Here is a 16789-nt window from a genome sequence, read left to right as displayed (position 1 = left end):
GCCTGTCCTCCGGGATCAATGGTCGCGTTCGAGAAGTTCAGCCGCGAGGGCCTTGTAAGCCGCGGCGCCGCGGCTGGACGGATCGTAATCCAGCACCGGCATGGCGAAGGACGGGGCCTCGGACAGCCGGACATTTCGCGGAATGACCGTATTGAAAACGAGATCGCCCAGATTGTCGCGGGCGTCTTCCTCGACCTGAAGCGCAAGGTTGTTGCGCCGGTCGTACATCGTCAGCGCAACCCCTTCGATCCGAAGGTTCGGATTGGCGGACTGCCGAACTTCGCGAACGGTGAGCATGAGCTGAGACAACCCCTCAAGGGCGAAGAACTCGGATTGGAGCGGCACGAGAACCGAGTTCGCGGCAACGAGCGCATTGATCGTCAGGAGGTTCAGACTGGGCGGGCAGTCGATCAGGATGTAATCGAGCGAAAGGGTATCGATCGCTACCTGCCGAAGGGCGTCGTGTAGCAGGAAGCTGCGTTTTTCGTTGGAAATCAGCTCGATATCGGCAGAGCTTAAATCTGTCGTTGCCGGAACAATGAACAGGTTATCGACCTCGGTCTGCCGCGCGGCTTCCGACGGTGTGGCGTCCCCCAGCAGCAGGTCGTAAATCGTGATCTCGCGATCGTCGGCATCAACGCCAAGTCCTGTCGACGCGTTTCCCTGCGGATCAAGGTCGACAATCATCACACGCTGCTCGGAGCGGGCAAGTGCTGCGCCGAGGTTGATCGCCGTGGTGGTCTTTCCGACGCCACCTTTCTGGTTCGCGATTGCGATAATTCTGGGGGCCGGTGGTCTCGTCGGGTCAGACACGCTCGATCCTTTCCAACTTCAATATTGCTGCCTCGGCGTCGGTCTTACTGGGAGATTGTTCAAGCTGGAAGGTCCAACCTTGCTGCGCGTCGCGGATTTCGTCCAAGGCGCTGCGGCCCTTGGGGAAAATTGCGATTCCGTCAGGTTTGAGGTGGCGGGAGGCGAGCGGCAGGAGTTCGGATAGTGAGGCCAAAGCGCGGGCTGTCAGTACATCAGCCTGCATCGGCGCCAGGGTTTCGGCGCGGCTGGCCTGAACTTGAGCGTTCAGACCAAGTTCCCGGATAGCTGCGCGAAGGAACGTCGCTTTCCGTTGATCGGATTCGACGAGGATCATCTCCGCGTCTGGGGCAAGGTCCAGGTTCAGGGTAGCGACAACGATCCCGGGAAAGCCGCCCCCACTTCCGAGGTCGACCCAGCGGTTGAAACTGTCTGGAGCGTGTTGGATGAGCTGCGCCGAATCAAGGATGTGCCGATCCCACAGGGTAGCCGCCGATTTAGTTGATACGAGGTTGATGCGAGCCGTCCACTTGAGGACAAGGTCGCGAAAAGCCTCCAAGCGCTCAAATGTTTCACGTGAAACATAGACGCCGGAGATCAACTCCACTTCTTCCATCAGGCGGACCGTGCGACTTTGTCCCGACGAATTCGCGCCATAAGTAGAAGAAGCGCTGCGGGCGTCATCCCTTCGACACGAGATGCCTGGCCAATAGTCGAAGGACGGATCCGATCGAGTTTGGTCGACAGTTCCTTGGAAAGCCCATCGATACCGCTGAAATCCAAATCATGTGGCAACGCCTGATTTTCATCACGTTGCAGCGCTTCGATATCCTTCGATTGACGCTCGACGTAGTTCGCATAGAGCGCATCACGTTTGATCTGCTCACCGATTTCAGTCGGAACGGCCGAGGCATCCGGTGCCAAGGTGACGAGGTCATCGAACGACAGATCAACCAAGGCAAGCGCTTCAAGCCCGGTACGAGCCGGCCCTTCAGGATTAAGCCGCGCGCCATGCTCAGAAATCGCTTTGGCCTGAATTTTCAGTCCGCCGAGAAGCGCCTTCCCAGCCTCCAATGCCTCAACCTTACGGCTGAAGACCTCCCAACGGGCATCACCGACGCAACCGGCCTCACGGCCCTGCGCGGTGAGGCGCAAGTCGGCATTGTCCGCCCGAAGCGACAGCCGGAATTCCGCACGGGAGGTAAACATGCGATACGGCTCCGTCACACCACGCGTGATCAGGTCGTCAACCATGACGCCGATGTAGGACGTCGTCCGGCTGAACTGGACCGGCTCACGACCAAGCGCTTGAGCAGCCGCGTTCAGACCAGCGACAAGTCCTTGGGCTGCGGCTTCCTCGTACCCCGTGGTCCCGTTGATCTGTCCGGCAAGGTACAGACCTCGCGTCTCGCGCAGTTCCAGGGTTTCGCGAAGCGCTCGCGGATCGACGTAGTCGTACTCAATCGCGTAGCCAGGCTGAGTGATCGATGCCTTCTCCAGCCCCGCGATCGAATGAACGTAATGCTCTTGAACATCCTGGGGCAGGGAGGTCGAGATACCGTTCGGGTACACTGTCGGATCGTTAACGCCTTCAGGTTCAAGGAAAATCTGGTGTGACGTCTTATCGGCAAAGCGCACCACCTTGTCCTCGATGGACGGGCAGTAACGGGGGCCGACGCCATCAATATGGCCGCCGTACATCGCAGATCGTTCCAAGTTCGCACGGATGATCTCGTGCGTCCGCTCGTTGGTGTGCGTGATCCCACAATCGACCTGTTGTGCCTCGGGCTTCGACGACAAGAATGAGAACATCGTGGGATCTGCGTCGCCCGGCTGACGCTCAAGTCGATCCCAATCGATCGTTCGCCCGTCAAGCCGGGGCGGGGTGCCTGTCTTAAGGCGACCCAGCGGCAAACCCAGTTCATCAATCCGATCGGCCATGCGGACAGAGGGCCGCTCGCCCATCCGTCCACCCGGACGAGAAACGTCGCCGATGTGGATTACACCACGCAGGAAGGTGCCCGTGGTGAGAATCGCAGCCGAGCAATCCAGACGGGTACCGTCAGCCAGAAGAACAGCCTTCAGCTGGCCGGCCGACAGGTCGAGGTCCACGGCTTCGCCTTCGACGATCGTCAGGTTCGGTGCTGCCTCGATTTCCGCAAGCATCGCCGAGCGATAGATGGCGCGGTCTGCCTGGGCGCGCGGGCCTTGAACGGCCGGCCCCTTTTTGCGGTTCAGCAAACGGAACTGGATTCCGGCGCGGTCCGCGACGCGCCCCATCACACCGTCCATGGCGTCAATCTCTCGGACGAGGTGGCCTTTGCCCAGCCCACCGATCGCCGGGTTACAGGACATCACTCCGATGCCCGACCGGGTTAGCGTGACGAGAGCAACCTTGGCGCCAGAGCGCGCAGCCGCGTGGCCAGCCTCGCTGCCTGCATGGCCGCCACCAATCACCACGACATCAAAGGACGAATGTTTCACGTGAAACTTTCCTACTTTCCGATGCAAAAGGAGGAGAAGATCTCACCGAGGATCTGCTCCACGTCGACGCGTCCGACCAACGAGTCGATGGCACGGATACCATCCCGGAGGTCTTCCGCCAAGATATCGGGCGCCTCGCTCAGCAGCGTCATCTGCGACAACACATTGTCCAGCTGACCGGACGCTCGGATCATCGCCAGACGATGACGCTCGCGAATGGCTACGCCCGGCTCCCCGACCATCTCCGAAAGAGCATCCGTCAGTTTTCCGACAAGTTCGTCGATACCGGCGCCAGTCTGCCCCGAAACGGCACCAGTCGGCGCGTCATGTAGATCAGACTTTCCAAGAACCACGATATCTTGCGGTTCGACCGACATAAGTGGTTCAGCGCCTCTCTCGACCAAGTGAACCCGGATATCAGCCTGACGCGCCCGTGCCAGAGCTCGATCGACGCCGATTCGCTCGACCTCATCCTCGGTATCCCGAATGCCAGCGGTATCGAGCAACGTCACAGCCAGCCCACCAAGGTCCATACGGACCTCGATCACATCCCGAGTCGTTCCGGCTCGCTCGGACGTGATGGCCGCATCCCGGCCGGCGAGCGCGTTCAGCAACGTCGACTTCCCGGCGTTTGGCGCGCCGACGATAGCGACCTCGAAACCGGTGCGTATACGCTCGGCCATTCCAGCGCCTGCCGCTTCCTTGCGAAGCTCGGATTGCACGCCAACAAGCAACTCTTCGACCTCGGGGCCAACGTCGACCGGCACATCTTCATCGGCAAAGTCGATCGTTGCTTCGATCAATGCGGCAGCCCGGATCAGCCGAACCCGCCAGCTTTCCGCCCGCCGCCCGAGCGCACCATCCAGTGCACGCACGGCCTGTCGCCGCTGCGCTTCGGTTTCCGCATCAATGAGATCGGCGAGGCCTTCGACCTGCGCGAGATCCAGGCGTCCATTCGCAAACGCGCGGTGTGTAAACTCCCCGGCGTCCGCCGGCCTGGCGCGTTGATCGCGGCCCAATGCGGCAAGCACGGCGGATGTCACCGCGATACTGCCATGCAGTTGCAGTTCGACGACCGGCTCACCGGTAAAGCTGCGACCTTTCGGAAAGACGAGAACGAGTGCTTCGTCCAGCAACCCGGTCTCGTCACGCAACTTGCGCAGGGTTCGGCCGTCGGGGGGCAGGGGCCCGGTCAGCCCCTCTGCGACCGGGACGGCATCCGGCCCGGACAAGCGAACGACGGCGACGCCGGAGCGTCCCCGTACCGTCGCGAGGGCAAAGATCGTCTCCATCGACGCAACCGGGACGCCGCGGCGTCCCGCCTCAGGTGTTCATGGATTCGAAGAACTCGGAATTCGTCTTGGTCTGCTTCAGCTTCGACAGCAGGAATTCGATCGCGTCCGTCGTGCCCATCGGGTTCAGGATGCGCCGCAGAACGTAGGTCTTCTGCAGATCGACCTTGTCGACGAGCAGGTCCTCTTTCCGGGTTCCGGACTTGAGAATGTCCATCGCCGGGAAGACGCGTTTGTCGGCAACCTTACGGTCCAGCACGATCTCGGAGTTACCGGTGCCCTTGAATTCCTCGAAGATGACTTCGTCCATCCGGGAGCCGGTATCGATCAGCGCCGTTGCGATGATGGTCAGCGACCCGCCTTCCTCGATGTTCCGCGCGGCACCGAAGAAGCGCTTTGGACGCTGCAGGGCGTTCGCGTCGACACCACCGGTCAGCACCTTGCCCGACGACGGAACCGTCGTGTTGAAGGCGCGGCCCAGACGAGTGATCGAGTCGAGCAGGATCACGACGTCGCGCTTGTGTTCGACGAGGCGCTTGGCCTTTTCGATCACCATTTCGGACACGGCAACGTGACGCGTCGCAGGCTCGTCGAAGGTGGAGGACACGACCTCACCCTTCACCGAGCGCTGCATGTCCGTGACCTCTTCCGGGCGTTCGTCGATCAGCAGGACGATCAAGTAGCACTCCGGATGGTTCTTCTCGATCGAGTGCGCAATATTCTGAAGCAGAACCGTTTTACCGGTCCGCGGCGGCGCGACGATGAGCGACCGCTGGCCTTTGCCGATCGGCGCGACAAGGTCGATGATCCGGGCAGAGCGATCTTTCGTCGCCTGCTCGTTCTCGATCTCCATGTTGAGCCGTTCGTCCGGGTAAAGCGGCGTCAGGTTGTCGAAGGCAACCTTGTGACGCGCCTTCTCGGGTGACTCGAAGTTGATCGACTCGACCGTGGTCAGCGCGAAGTAGCGTTCGGCATCGCCCGGCTCCTTGATGACACCTTCGACGGTGTCCCCGGTGCGCAGCGAATACTGACGGATCATGTCTGGACTGACATAAATATCGTCCGGGCCCGGCAGGTAGTTCGCTTCGGGCGAGCGCAGGAAACCGAAGCCGTCCTGAAGCACCTCTAGCACGCCGTCGCCGCCAATGACCCAATCCTCGTCCGCCCGTTCCCGCAGGATGGCGAACATCATGTCGCCTTTCCTCATCGTGGAGGCGTTCTCGATCTCGAGCTCTTCGGCGAGGGAAAGCAGGTCCTTCGGGCTTTGGGCCTTCAGGTCCGCAAGGTTCAGTCGGTGTTCTGACATCTATATCAAGAGGCCGCCCGCAGGGGCCGCCATTCCATAACTCTATTGGGAAGTCTTGGGCCCGGACGGGCTTGGCACCTCACGTAGGCACTTCATGGCAGTCTGTCAATCGCGCTGGTCCGGGTGCCTCCGGTCACGTTTCTCACCCAATAATTAAGAAAAGATAGAAGGGAAGTGGTTGTAGGTAGAGGGCAGGGATAAGTCTGCGCGCCCAGATTCTCCCACGACTTATACACAACACGTCGCCATGACATCGGTGCAACAGATGTATGACGGATCAGAATACTGATTAATTATCAGATACTTGGAGATCGGACATCTGTCCGGAATTTTGGATCGGGGCATTGACCCCGGCAAAGTCGGGGTCCTGTCCACATCAGCCGGTTGTCCTGTCCCCACGTGGATTGTTAACGAGTGATCACCGGACATCTCGGGACTTCTCCCCATCCCTGATGACGGGCTAACTTCTTCCATGGATTTCGGCGCGAAACTCCGCAGGCTTACCCCGGACTTATCAACATGACTGACCGCATCATTCTCGCCTCCGGGTCCGCGATCCGGGCGGAACTTTTGAGGAACGCCGGCTTGGAGTTCGAGGTCGAGACCGCTCGGGTCGATGAAGCCATGATTCGCGATTCGATGCTGCACGAAGGCGCACCGCCGCGTGACATCGCCGACAAGCTGGCGGAGCTGAAGGCAGAGCGCGTCGCGCGTCGCCATCCCGATGCGCTGGTGATCGGCGCCGATCAGGTCCTCGAACATGACCGCACGCTCTATTCCAAGCCTGAAACGCCGGAGGAGGCGAAGCGCCAGCTCGCCACGCTGTCGAACAGCACGCACAAGCTGCTTTCAGCGGCAGTCATCTTCGAAGAGGCGCGACCGGTCTGGCGGCATGTCGGACGGGCCGACCTCACCATGAGGCAGCTGTCGCAGGGCTATATAGATGACTACGTCGCCCGGAACTGGGAGAGCGTCCGTCACTCGGTCGGCGCCTACAAGCTAGAGGAGGAGGGCGTCCGGCTGTTCACACGCATCGGCGGAGATCACTTCAATGTCCTCGGTTTGCCGCTCCTCGAACTCTTGTCTTACCTCGTTCTTCGCGGGACATTGCGCGCATGACACTTGAGAGGATCCCGCTCGCCGGAGTGATCGGCCACCCGGTTGCCCATTCGCTGAGCCCTAAACTGCACAAGTTCTGGCTACGGCGGTATGGCCTGCCGGGCGACTACGTGCCGCTTCAGGTCGCCGACCACAACCTCGCCGAGGTGGTGCGGATGTTGCCCAAGGCCGGGTTCGTGGGCGCGAATGTGACGATCCCGCACAAGGTCTCGATCATGCAGATCGCCGACCACGTGTCGGACCGGGCGATCCTGATCGGGGCAGCGAACACGCTGATCTTCCGGTCGGACGGCAAGATCCACGCCGACAACACGGATCACTACGGATTCCTCGAGAATATCCGCCAGGCCGCGCCCGACTGGAAAGCATCCGACGGTCCGGCCACCGTGCTTGGCGCCGGGGGCGCTGCGCGGGCTGTCATCTCGTCGCTGCTCGATGCCGGCGTGCCCGAGATCCTGCTGAGCAACCGAACGAAGCAGAAGGCCGAAGGCCTGCGGCAGGAGTTCGGCTCGCGCATCAACGTGATCGACTGGGTGCAGGCGGCCAACGTGCTCGAGGATTCCGCGACCGTGGTGAACACGACCTCGCTCGGCATGACCGGCTCGCCGGAATTGAAGCTGTCGCTTGACGGGCTTCGCTCCGGCACGGTGGTCAGCGACCTCGTCTACGTCCCGCTTCGCACCAACCTGTTGCAGGAGGCCGAGGCGCGAGGCTGCATTGCGGTCGACGGTCTTGGCATGTTGCTCCACCAGGCTGTGCCGGCGTTCGAACGCTGGTTCGGGACGCGCCCCGACGTGGACGAAGACGTACGGCAGGCCATCCTGTCATGACCTGGGCGCTTGGTCTTACGGGGTCCATCGGGATGGGCAAGTCGACGACGGCTGCCATGTTCGCCGATCTCGGCATTCCGGTTTGGGACGCCGACGCCGCCGTTCATCGTATCTATGAAAAGGGCGGCAGCGCGGTCGGCCCGGTCGGCGCCCTGTTTCCGGACGCCATCGTGGATGGTGGCGTGTCCCGCACCGAATTGAAGCGCCTGATCGCCGAGGATCCCGACCGGCTCCGCCAGATCGAGGAAATCGTGCATCCCCTCGTCGCGGCAGACCGCGCGGAGTTTCTCGCCAACACCGACGCCGACATCGCCATCTTCGACATCCCGCTTCTGTTCGAGATCGGCGCGGAGGGCACGATGGACAGCGTCGCCGTCGTCTCCGTCCCGCTCGACGTTCAGAAGGAACGGGTCCTCGCGCGGCCGGAAATGACGGAGGCGCATTTCAGCGCCATCCTTGCGCGGCAGATGCCCGATGCGGAGAAGCGCCGCCGCGCCGACCATATCATCGAGACCCTGACGATGGAGGGTGCGCGCGATCAGGTCGCGGTCCTCGTCGCGGAATTGAGGGAGCGGATCGCCCATGCGTGAGATCGTACTCGACACTGAAACCACCGGGTTCGAGCCTGATCAGGGTGACCGGATCGTCGAGATCGGCGCGGTCGAGCTGTCGGGCCATATGCCGACCGGCCGAACCTACCACCAATATATCAATCCTGAACGGTCGATGCCGCAGGGCGCCTACGAGATCCACGGTCTCGGCGACGAGTTCCTTGCCGACAAGCCGGTCTTCAAGGCGATCGGGCAGCAGTTCCTCGATTTCATCGGCGATGCCAAGCTGGTGATCCACAACGCGACCTTCGACATGAAATTCCTGAACGCGGAGCTTGGTTGGTGCGGGTTGCCGAAACTGCCAGACAACCGCGCGATCGACACGCTCGACATCGCGCGGCGGCGGTTTCCGGGCTCGCCCGCCTCGCTCGACGCGCTCTGCCGGCGCTTCGGGATCGACAACTCCTCGCGCACGCTGCACGGCGCGTTGCTCGACTCCGAAATTTTGGCGGAAGTGTATCTCGAGCTGATCGGTGGTCGTCAGCCCGACCTCGTGCTGTCGAGCGATACCGCTGCGACGTCCGATGGCGGTGGCGACAGCAACTGGCGTCCCGCACCGCGGCCGACGCCTCTGCCGTCCCGTCTCACCGCGGCCGAAGCCGCGGCGCACGAGGCATTTGTCGAGAAACTCGGGGACGGCGCGCTCTGGAAGCGCGCCTGACCGATCAGTTCGCCGGGCTGGTGGCCTGCTGCGCCTGCGCGCGGCGGGAGATTTCCTGGCGATAGAGCGCGAGGAAGTCGATCATCTCGAGGTTCAGAGGCGGGAAGCCCCCGTCGCGGGTCACGTCGCTGACGATCCGGCGAAGGAACGGGAAGGTCACGCGCGGGCACTCGATCAGAAGGTAGGGGTGAAGCTGCTGCTCCGGCACGCCTTCGACCTGGAAGACACCGGCATATTCGATTTCCAGCACGAAGAGCGGGTCGCCCTTGTCCTTGGTCTTCGACGTGATGTTGAGCTTCGTGACGATCTCATACTGGTTCTCGGTGTTGCCGCGCTTCTTGGCGTCGAGGTTCACCTTGACCTGGATCTCGGGCTGAACGTCGCCGCTCACACCCTTCTGGGCCATCACGTTTTCGAACGAGAGGTCGCGGACATACTGGCCGAGGACCTTCTGGGTGATCTGGGCCTGTTGCTGGCCGTTCGTGGCAGCTGCGTCGGTGCCGCCCGGGTTCGTGGTTTCGTCGGACATATTACGTGCTCCGGAAATTAAGGTCGGCTGTTCGTAGCAGCCTCGCCCCGTGCCCTCAATGGCGTGTCCACCCGGAGGGCTGGTGTGTCGGCGTCTTGTTGGACTGATCCGGGGTCACATCCTCATAATCCACGTCCACCACGGTGTCGCGCGGACGGGGACGTCCCCCCGGACCGGCAGGACGGTCCTGGTAGGTGAAGTTCTGCACGGTGACGCGTGACTTCACCCATCTGAGCGCAGCCTGCCGCACGGCGGGCACCAGCAGAAGGAAGCCGACGGTGTCGGTAAAGAACCCCGGCGTCAGCAGAAGCGCACCGGAGACGAGGATCATAGCGCCATGTGCCAATGGCTCGGTTGGGTCGTTCAGATCGTTGATCGACCGTCTCAGCCGGCCAAGCTCTGCCGCGCCCTGGCTCCGGACGAGCCACGTCCCGACAATCGCGGTGACGATCACTACACCGAGCGTCGGCCACAGGCCGATAAGACCGCCGACCTGGATGAAGAGGGCAATTTCGATCAGGGGAACCGCGATGAAGGCGGCGAACAGCCACATGGCCTACCTCATTTCTGCGTCAACGCGCGACAGTTCGCCCGCCCCTTGTGGACAGGCACCCGCGCAGTCCTTACATAAGGTCCGCAATCCGATCCTGCCACGCTGCCCCGAAAACGAGGCTTTTCAAATGAATTCTCCGATTATCCAGCTCCTCGTCCTTGCGGGGATCGCAGTGTTCCTGATCCTGCGCCTGCGCAGCGTTCTCGGCACACGCGAAGGGTTCGAGAAACCCCAGGTGTCGGAGAACGACCGCAACACCGTCCAGCGGTCGCGACCGGACTTCGAGGTGATCGAAGGTGGCCCTGACCGCGACATCACCGATCACGTGCCCGAGGACAGCGATGCCGCCAAGGCACTGGCCGACATGAAGCGCGCCGAGCCGTCCTTCGGGGTCTCCGAATTCCTGTCCGGCGCAGGTCAGGCCTACGAGATGATCCTGATGTCGTTCGAGAACGGCGACCTCGCGTCAGTCCGCCCGTTCCTGTCGGACGAGGTCTACGCCGCCTTCGCCTCGGTCGTGGAAGATCGCGAAGCCAAGGGCCTCAAGGTCGAGGCCAGCTTCGTCGGCCTCTCCGAGATCGCGCTGAAAGATGCGGAATTCGACCGGACGACTTCGGAAGCGGAACTCGTGATCCGTTTCACGGGGGAGATCACCTCCGTCGTGCGCGACAATGCCGGCGACGTGGTGGAGGGCAGCCCCTCCGAGATCAAGCGCCAGCGTGACGTATGGACCTTCGCCCGCACCATGGGGACGAATGATCCGAACTGGATCCTCGTCGCGACTGGCGAATGAGGGCAGGACAGGGGCTGGCGTTCGCGCTGGCCCTGCTATCTTCCGGCGCAATGGCGCAAACCACTCACACCATTCTCGAGTTCGACGAGCTTCAGGGCTGGCCGGACGACGACCACGATGCGGCGCTCACTGTGTTCCGCAACACCTGCATGGATTTCGACACGCAGGATTGGTCCGTGCTCTGCGACCTTGCCGAGGAGGCGACTGACGGGCGCAGCTTCTTCGAGATGTTCTTTACGCCGATCCTGATCGAGGACGGAGATCCGATGCTCTTCACCGGCTACTTCGAGCCCGAGCTTCGCGGTTCCCTCAGCCCGAGCGAACGTTTCCGCTACCCGGTCTACGGCGTTCCCCCCGAACTCGGTGAGGATCCGTGGCTGTCCCGTCGCGAAATCGAAGAGACCGGCATCCTCGCCGACAGGGATCTCGAGATCGCGTGGGTCGACGACCCGGTCGACCTGTTCTTCCTGCAGATCCAGGGATCCGGTCGCATCCGCCTGCCGGACGGTCGCTTCATCCGCGTCGGATACGGCGGCGCGAACAAGCGGCCCTACACCTCCGTCGGGACTGAGTTGATCCGCCGCGGCGTTTTCGAAGAACACGAAGTCTCCGCCCCGGTCATCCGCTCCTGGGTGCAGAACAACCCGATCCTCGGGCAGGAGCTTCTCTGGGCGAACGAAAGCTACGTTTTCTTCCGCGAAGTCTCTGAAGTGCCGGCCGACCGTGGGCCGCTCGGCGCGATGAACCGGTCGATCACGCCGATGCGCTCCATCGCGGTCGATCCTTCGATTGTCCCGCTCGGTGCTCCGGTCTGGATCGAAAAGGACGGCAACGAGCCAATGCAACGGCTAATGGTCGCGCAGGACACCGGCGCGGCGATCAAGGGCGCGCAGCGGGCCGACATTTTCTTCGGGTTCGGCGACCGAGCCGGCGCGCGGGCGGGAACCGTGAAGGATGGCGGGCGCATGGTCGTGCTGGTCCCGATTCAGCGCGCCTACGCCATGCTGCCAGAAGTGCTCGAGTGACCCGGAAGCGTCGGCTCTCTCCGGACGAACGTGCGCTGTGGGACAGGGTCGCGAAAAGCGCCGACCCTCTGCAGAACCGCCCGAAAGCCACGACCCCGGCTGAACAGGAGAAACCGTTCAGCAAGCGCGCGCCCGATCCCACGCCACGGATCGAGCGGTTCGAGGTCGGCTCGAAGTCCGATCACAGCCGCGACCATGACCTGATGTCGAGCCTGACCGAACAGCTGTCCGGCAACCCGCTCAACATGGACCGGCGCACCCACACCCGGATGAAACGTGGCAAGCTGCGACCGGAAGGGCGGATCGACCTGCACGGCATGACGATGGCGCAGGCGCATCCTGCGCTTCTGAACTTCATCCTGTCGTCCCATGCCTCGGGCAAGCGACTGGTTCTGGTCATCACCGGCAAGGGAAAGCATCGCGACGCCCCCGGCCCGATCCCGACCCGGCACGGCGTCCTGCGGCACCAGGTGCCGCAATGGCTGAAGATGGCGCCACTCGCGCCCGTCGTGATGCAGGTGACCGAGGCGCACATCAGCCACGGCGGAACCGGCGCCTTCTACGTCTACCTACGCCGGAGCCGGTAGCGCGGACCGCGCCCGCAGCACGCCGAAGACCGCCAAAGCGCCTGCGCAGGCGAAGTAGACCGCGATCCCGAACAGCTGTTGCGGAAAGTCGATGCCGTAGTCGATCAGCACGCCGGTCAGTCCCGGCCCGATGGCGCTCCCGAATACCATGATGGCCGAGGCGACCGCCTTGATCGACCCGAGGTGCCGCGTCCCGAAGAACTCCGCCCAGAAGGCGCCCGGTGTCGTCGTCTGCATACCGTTGCCGATCGCGAAAACGGCGAGGCCGAGGCCGGCCATCGTCAGCGACCCGCTCGCCCCGATGATGAGCGAGCCGAGCGCGAAGGGGATCATGTAGACACTGATCGCCGCCGGACTACCCAGCTTGTCGATCGCCAGCCCGCAGGAGAAGTTCGACCCGATCATCATCACGGTGAAGATCGGCATCAAGGCGACCCACTGCGCCAGCTCCCAACCCTTCACCTCGACAAGGTGGACCTGCTGGAAGAAGAGCGCCGTGCCCCACGCCGGCGGGCCGAGCAGGGCAGGGATCATCATCCAGAACAGCGGATGACGGATGACCTCGTTCCGCGTCCAGTGGCGGTTGCCCATGCCGGTCGACTGCGTGCTCTCGGCAACCGACTGCGGTGTCCGCTCCAGCCGGAGCAGGCTGATGATGACCGGCAGCGTCAGCATGACGAGCAAGGCCGCCCCGACCCACAGGAGCCGCCAGTCGAAGATGCCCAGCAGCGCGACGAACGCGATCGGCAGCACCGCCTGACCCAGCGCGAACCCCATCGACGCGATCGACATCGCCGTGCCGCGGCGCGCGACGAACCAGCGCGCCATCGACACCATTGCGAGGTGGCTCATCATCCCTTGCCCGGTGAGACGGAGCAGGAAGATCACTGCGATCAGCATCATCGCCGACGGAACCGCCGCCATGGCCAGACTCGCGATCGCCAGTCCGACCATCACGATCAGGCCGAGCTGCCGGGTCCGGAACCGGTCCGTCAGCGCGCCGGCCCAGACCATCGTCATGGCCGAAATCGTGGTGCCGACCGTGTAGATCAGGCCCCAGTTGCCATGCGACAGCGAGAATTCCTCGCGGATCTGTCCCGCGAAGATCGAGATGAAATAGGTTTGTCCGTAGGACGAGGTGAAGGCGATCAAAACCCCGGCGAGGAGGAATGCCGCGTTCTCTCGAACGAATTTGAGGAGGGGCATGAGCGGATTACTCTGCCCCTTTTTCGCGGATGTGAAGCCCTATTGCGCCAGCGCGCGGGGTGAGATCAGCACCGCCGTTTCCATCCCCTGACCCATGACGGACCCCAAGACCGGCCCCGCGCTTCCCGGTGTTTCGCGCTCTGCCATCGCCGCGCGCGTGAGTATCCGGATCAGCGCGGGTGAGTTCGCGGCCGTGAAATGCAGGTTCTCATTGTCGAAGGCGAAGTCGGACACGTCGATCACCGAAACGGGCAGATTTCCCAAGAGCGCGGGGTCGGTATTCGTGCCCAGCCGGTCCCGCGTCCCCGCGAGCAACGCGGAGATCCGGAGCGCCGGATCGTTCTTCGAGACGAAGATCGCGAAGGGCTCCGGCAGACCGCCGGATTCCTCGGCGAGCCGCCGGAACAGCTCGATATCGATGTCGGGAGAGACGAGGATAATGCCGCCGAAATCGACAGAGGGCGTACCGCCGTCCCGGATCGCCATCTGCCGCAGCACCTCCATCGTCAGCAGCGCGCCGAGCGAATGGCCGATCACCACGACCTCCTCCGCACCGGCGGCATCGGCCTGGCGGATCAGTTTCTCCAGCGGATTGCGGGAATAGAGGATGCTTTCACGGTCGAACCCGTAGCCGAGCACATTGTTCGCGCTCGGCCAGCTGAACAGCACCGGCACGCCGGGGATCTGCAAATCGACCATCATCTGCGCCTGCCGGTAGAGCGCCTCGCGGAACGAGATGTTGAAGCCGGGGACGAAGATCACTGCCGTCTTGCTGGACGATTGTCCGAGAGCGGACGCGAGTTCAGTTTCGAACGCCGCGTCCCCGTCGAATTGCGCGATGTCGCTCACGACGTATTGCAGACGCGGGTTGATGTAGCCCTCGGAGGCGAGCGTCACCATGCCGAGTGGCCGGACCGGCGGAACGGACACCGTATAGCGCGACAGGCTGATGCCCGCGGCGCGTCCGTATTCGAAGTAGCCGTTCCCCTCCCGGTCGCGCCCGGAGGCGACGAACACCGGGACCTGCGTCCCGTAGTCCACCGCTTCCGGCACGAATGCGAAGGAATCCCGACCCTCCTGGGAACATGCCGCGAGCATCGCCACGGACAGGAGGATCAGGAGACGGATCATGCCGCCTTCAAAGCACGTAACGGCTCAAATCGGTAGAGCGTGTGAGCTCGCCAAGGTGGGTTTCGACGAAGTCCGCGTCGACGGTCACAGCTTCGCCGGCACGGTCGGGCGCGTGGAACGACAGCTCCTCGAACACGCGCTCCATGACGGTATAGAGCCGCCGCGCACCGATGTTCTCGACGCTTTCGTTGACCTCCGCCGCGATCTTGGCCAGCGCGGCGATGCCTTCCTCGGTGAAGGATACGGTGACCTCCTCCGTCTTCATCAGCGCCACGTACTGACGGGTCAGCGCGTTGTCCGTCTCCGTCAGGATACGGACGAAGTCACCTTCGGTCAGCGCGCGCAGGTTCACCCGGATCGGCAGGCGGCCCTGAAGCTCCGGCAGCAGGTCCGACGGCTTCGCGATGTGGAAGGCGCCCGACGCGATGAACAGGATGTGGTCGGTCTTCACCGGCCCGTGCTTGGTCGAGACGGTCGTGCCCTCGATCAGCGGCAGCAGGTCGCGCTGCACGCCTTCCCGGGACACGTCGGCCCCGCGTGCATCGGAATTGCGGCAGACCTTGTCGATTTCGTCGAGGAAGACGATCCCGTTCTGCTCCACCGCCTCGAGCGCGGCTTTCGTGACCGTCTCATCGTCGAGCAGCTTGTCGGCCTCATCGGCGATCAGGCTCTCGTAGCTCTCGGCCACGGTCATGCGCTTCTTCACCGTGCGGTTGCCGAAGGCTTTCCCGAAGATGTCGCCGATGTTCATGCCACCCGGCATCATGCCGGGCTGACCCGGTATTTCCATCCCGCCGAGCGGGTTCGACGTGTCGGAAATCTCGATCTCGATCATCGTGTCGTCGAGCTCGCCGTTCTTCAGCTTCTTGCGGAACATCTCCCGCGTGCCGTCCCGCGCACCTTCTCCGGCGACGGCGGCGATCACCCGGTCCTCGGCGGCCTGGTGGGCCTTCGATTTCACGTCCTCGCGCATGTGCTCGCGGGTCTGGACGATCGCGGTATCGACGAGGTCACGGACGATCTGCTCCACGTCGCGGCCGACGTAGCCGACCTCGGTGAACTTCGTCGCCTCGATCTTCACGAAGGGCGCGCGGGCCAGCTTGGCGAGGCGGCGGCTGATCTCCGTCTTGCCGACGCCGGTCGGGCCGATCATCAGGATGTTCTTCGGGTAAACCTCGTCGCGCAGATCGGGGCCAAGCTGTTTGCGCCGCCAGCGGTTGCGGAGTGCGACGGCAACGGCGCGCTTGGCCTCGGCCTGGCCGATGATGAAGCGATCAAGCTCCGAGACGATTTCGCGGGGAGTGAGGTCGGTCATACGTGTCCTGTTCGCCTGCCCGTTACCGGACAATGGTTCATTTTCGGGGTCCTTCTGACACCCGGTGCTGGCGAACAGATACGCATGACGCCCGAAATTCCAAGACGGGCGTCCGGTTTCAGACCCGGTAGAGCCGGACCGGCGGCTTGTCCGCGCGGGCAATTCGTCCCTTCGCCTCGAGGTCGAGCTGCGCCGCCTTCAACCACTAACCCGCCTTGTCGCCGCCGGGAAAAAGGTCCTGCGGCAGCAGCGGCAGAAGCGCTGCCTTGGCATCCGGGACCTTCATCCCCGGCGCGGCATCCGGCAGCACCTGCAGCAGTGCGTCGCGCATCGCTTCGAACTTCGCACGGTCGACCCGCGTGGTGCGGCCCGGCGAGTTCACGTTCTCGATCTCGATCTTGTCGTCGGCCATGCCGTGCCTCCCCGTGTCGCGGAGAGGTTATCCGCAACCGTTGGCCTCAGGAAAGAAATCACCCGAAAGGCGTAGGGTGCGCGCTCGATGCGCACCCCGAGGTCCGGTCCGTTGGCTGGTGCGCA

At 63.1% G+C, this 16789-nt stretch carries 17 protein-coding genes and 1 pseudogene; 7 read left to right on the top strand and 11 right to left on the bottom strand.

What is annotated here, in order from left to right:
• Positions 1–15 precede the first annotated feature (15 nt).
• The 5 genes from I8N54_RS18740 to rho are packed head-to-tail and all read right to left on the bottom strand — an operon-like array spanning position 16 to position 5892.
• The gene (locus tag I8N54_RS18740; RefSeq protein ID WP_140195076.1) at positions 16–813 is read right to left on the bottom strand and encodes a ParA family protein; all 798 of its coding nucleotides are present in this window, start codon (positions 811–813) and stop codon (positions 16–18) included.
• Positions 806–1426: a 16S rRNA (guanine(527)-N(7))-methyltransferase RsmG gene (gene rsmG, locus I8N54_RS18735; RefSeq protein WP_140195078.1), complete on the bottom strand. Its 621-nt coding sequence runs from the start codon at positions 1424–1426 to the stop codon at positions 806–808. Before rsmG ends, I8N54_RS18740 begins: the two co-directional genes overlap by 8 nt.
• Complete coding sequence (mnmG, locus tag I8N54_RS18730) at positions 1426–3294, bottom strand: tRNA uridine-5-carboxymethylaminomethyl(34) synthesis enzyme MnmG (protein WP_140195080.1); 1869 nt, start codon at positions 3292–3294, stop codon at positions 1426–1428. The genes rsmG and mnmG overlap by 1 nt, the downstream gene beginning before the upstream one ends.
• An 11-nt stretch (positions 3295–3305) precedes the next feature.
• Positions 3306–4586: a tRNA uridine-5-carboxymethylaminomethyl(34) synthesis GTPase MnmE gene (gene mnmE, locus I8N54_RS18725; RefSeq protein WP_140195082.1), complete on the bottom strand. Its 1281-nt coding sequence runs from the start codon at positions 4584–4586 to the stop codon at positions 3306–3308.
• 31 nt (positions 4587–4617) lie between these two features.
• On the bottom strand, positions 4618–5892 hold the full coding sequence (gene rho / locus I8N54_RS18720) for a transcription termination factor Rho (protein ID WP_140195084.1): 1275 nt from the start codon (positions 5890–5892) through the stop codon (positions 4618–4620).
• Positions 5893–6411: 519 nt separating this feature from the next.
• Here rho and I8N54_RS18715 point away from each other — a divergent pair.
• From I8N54_RS18715 to dnaQ, 4 genes are read left to right on the top strand one after another with little or no spacing between them, the layout of a single operon-like run.
• Positions 6412–7011 carry a Maf family protein gene (locus I8N54_RS18715; RefSeq protein WP_140195086.1) on the top strand — a complete coding sequence of 200 codons (600 nt, stop codon included), beginning with the start codon at positions 6412–6414 and terminating at the stop codon, positions 7009–7011.
• Entirely contained in the window at positions 7008–7841 is an 834-nt protein-coding gene (locus tag I8N54_RS18710; RefSeq protein WP_140195088.1) for a shikimate dehydrogenase, read from the top strand. The genes I8N54_RS18715 and I8N54_RS18710 overlap by 4 nt, the downstream gene beginning before the upstream one ends.
• Entirely contained in the window at positions 7838–8431 is a 594-nt protein-coding gene (gene coaE / locus I8N54_RS18705) for a dephospho-CoA kinase (protein WP_140195090.1), read from the top strand. The genes I8N54_RS18710 and coaE overlap by 4 nt, the downstream gene beginning before the upstream one ends.
• Positions 8424–9113 carry a DNA polymerase III subunit epsilon gene (gene dnaQ / locus I8N54_RS18700; protein WP_140195092.1) on the top strand — a complete coding sequence of 230 codons (690 nt, stop codon included), beginning with the start codon at positions 8424–8426 and terminating at the stop codon, positions 9111–9113. Before coaE ends, dnaQ begins: the two co-directional genes overlap by 8 nt.
• A 4-nt stretch (positions 9114–9117) precedes the next feature.
• Here dnaQ and secB read toward each other — a convergent pair whose 3' ends face one another.
• A complete protein-coding gene (gene secB, locus I8N54_RS18695) occupies positions 9118–9642 on the bottom strand; it encodes a protein-export chaperone SecB (RefSeq protein WP_140195094.1) in 525 nt (174 codons plus the stop codon).
• Positions 9643–9697: 55 nt separating this feature from the next.
• The gene (locus I8N54_RS18690; RefSeq protein ID WP_140195096.1) at positions 9698–10195 is read right to left on the bottom strand and encodes an FxsA family protein; all 498 of its coding nucleotides are present in this window, start codon (positions 10193–10195) and stop codon (positions 9698–9700) included.
• 127 nt (positions 10196–10322) lie between these two features.
• Between I8N54_RS18690 and I8N54_RS18685 the strand changes: the two genes are divergently transcribed.
• The 3 genes from I8N54_RS18685 to I8N54_RS18675 are packed head-to-tail and all read left to right on the top strand — an operon-like array spanning position 10323 to position 12600.
• Positions 10323–10988, top strand: coding sequence for a Tim44/TimA family putative adaptor protein (locus I8N54_RS18685; protein ID WP_140195098.1), 666 nt, complete (start codon positions 10323–10325; stop codon positions 10986–10988).
• On the top strand, positions 10985–12013 hold the full coding sequence (gene mltA / locus I8N54_RS18680) for a murein transglycosylase A (RefSeq protein WP_140195100.1): 1029 nt from the start codon (positions 10985–10987) through the stop codon (positions 12011–12013). The genes I8N54_RS18685 and mltA overlap by 4 nt, the downstream gene beginning before the upstream one ends.
• Positions 12010–12600 (top strand): Smr/MutS family protein, encoded by a 591-nt coding sequence (locus tag I8N54_RS18675; RefSeq protein ID WP_140195102.1) that lies wholly within the window; start codon positions 12010–12012, stop codon positions 12598–12600. The genes mltA and I8N54_RS18675 overlap by 4 nt, the downstream gene beginning before the upstream one ends.
• On the opposite strand, the gene I8N54_RS18670 is transcribed toward I8N54_RS18675, so the two are convergent.
• The 4 genes and pseudogenes from I8N54_RS18670 to I8N54_RS18655 all read right to left on the bottom strand — a co-directional run bounded on the left by I8N54_RS18670 (position 12583) and on the right by I8N54_RS18655 (position 16664).
• Positions 12583–13806: an MFS transporter gene (locus tag I8N54_RS18670; RefSeq protein ID WP_140195105.1), complete on the bottom strand. Its 1224-nt coding sequence runs from the start codon at positions 13804–13806 to the stop codon at positions 12583–12585. The genes I8N54_RS18675 and I8N54_RS18670 overlap by 18 nt on opposite strands.
• A gap of 39 nt (positions 13807–13845) precedes the next feature.
• A complete protein-coding gene (locus I8N54_RS18665) occupies positions 13846–14937 on the bottom strand; it encodes an alpha/beta hydrolase (RefSeq protein ID WP_140195107.1) in 1092 nt (363 codons plus the stop codon).
• Positions 14938–14944: 7 nt separating this feature from the next.
• The gene (gene hslU / locus I8N54_RS18660) at positions 14945–16252 is read right to left on the bottom strand and encodes an ATP-dependent protease ATPase subunit HslU (RefSeq protein ID WP_140195109.1); all 1308 of its coding nucleotides are present in this window, start codon (positions 16250–16252) and stop codon (positions 14945–14947) included.
• 118 nt (positions 16253–16370) lie between these two features.
• Positions 16371–16664: pseudogene (locus I8N54_RS18655) on the bottom strand (DUF6958 family protein).
• Positions 16665–16789: the final 125 nt, after the last annotated feature.

The sequence above is a fragment of the Pelagovum pacificum genome (assembly GCF_016134045.1).
Lineage (GTDB): Bacteria > Pseudomonadota > Alphaproteobacteria > Rhodobacterales > Rhodobacteraceae > Oceanicola > Oceanicola pacificus_A.
Note: the sequence above shows the minus strand (reverse complement) of the source record. Positions and strands in the feature narration are given on the sequence as shown.

Excerpts from the sequence above, each read along its gene's own strand:
- rsmG (WP_140195078.1), bottom strand. The coding sequence starts at position 1,426 with ATGGAAGAAGTGGAGTTGATCTCCGGCGTCTATGTTTCACGTGAAACA.
- mnmE (WP_140195082.1), bottom strand. The coding sequence starts at position 4,586 with ATGGAGACGATCTTTGCCCTCGCGACGGTACGGGGACGCTCCGGCGTC.
- rho (WP_140195084.1), bottom strand. The coding sequence starts at position 5,892 with ATGTCAGAACACCGACTGAACCTTGCGGACCTGAAGGCCCAAAGCCCG.
- I8N54_RS18715 (WP_140195086.1), top strand. The coding sequence starts at position 6,412 with ATGACTGACCGCATCATTCTCGCCTCCGGGTCCGCGATCCGGGCGGAA.
- I8N54_RS18710 (WP_140195088.1), top strand. The coding sequence starts at position 7,008 with ATGACACTTGAGAGGATCCCGCTCGCCGGAGTGATCGGCCACCCGGTT.
- coaE (WP_140195090.1), top strand. The coding sequence starts at position 7,838 with ATGACCTGGGCGCTTGGTCTTACGGGGTCCATCGGGATGGGCAAGTCG.
- dnaQ (WP_140195092.1), top strand. The coding sequence starts at position 8,424 with ATGCGTGAGATCGTACTCGACACTGAAACCACCGGGTTCGAGCCTGAT.
- secB (WP_140195094.1), bottom strand. The coding sequence starts at position 9,642 with ATGTCCGACGAAACCACGAACCCGGGCGGCACCGACGCAGCTGCCACG.
- I8N54_RS18690 (WP_140195096.1), bottom strand. The coding sequence starts at position 10,195 with ATGTGGCTGTTCGCCGCCTTCATCGCGGTTCCCCTGATCGAAATTGCC.
- I8N54_RS18685 (WP_140195098.1), top strand. The coding sequence starts at position 10,323 with ATGAATTCTCCGATTATCCAGCTCCTCGTCCTTGCGGGGATCGCAGTG.
- mltA (WP_140195100.1), top strand. The coding sequence starts at position 10,985 with ATGAGGGCAGGACAGGGGCTGGCGTTCGCGCTGGCCCTGCTATCTTCC.
- I8N54_RS18670 (WP_140195105.1), bottom strand. The coding sequence starts at position 13,806 with ATGCCCCTCCTCAAATTCGTTCGAGAGAACGCGGCATTCCTCCTCGCC.
- I8N54_RS18665 (WP_140195107.1), bottom strand. The coding sequence starts at position 14,937 with ATGATCCGTCTCCTGATCCTCCTGTCCGTGGCGATGCTCGCGGCATGT.
- hslU (WP_140195109.1), bottom strand. The coding sequence starts at position 16,252 with ATGACCGACCTCACTCCCCGCGAAATCGTCTCGGAGCTTGATCGCTTC.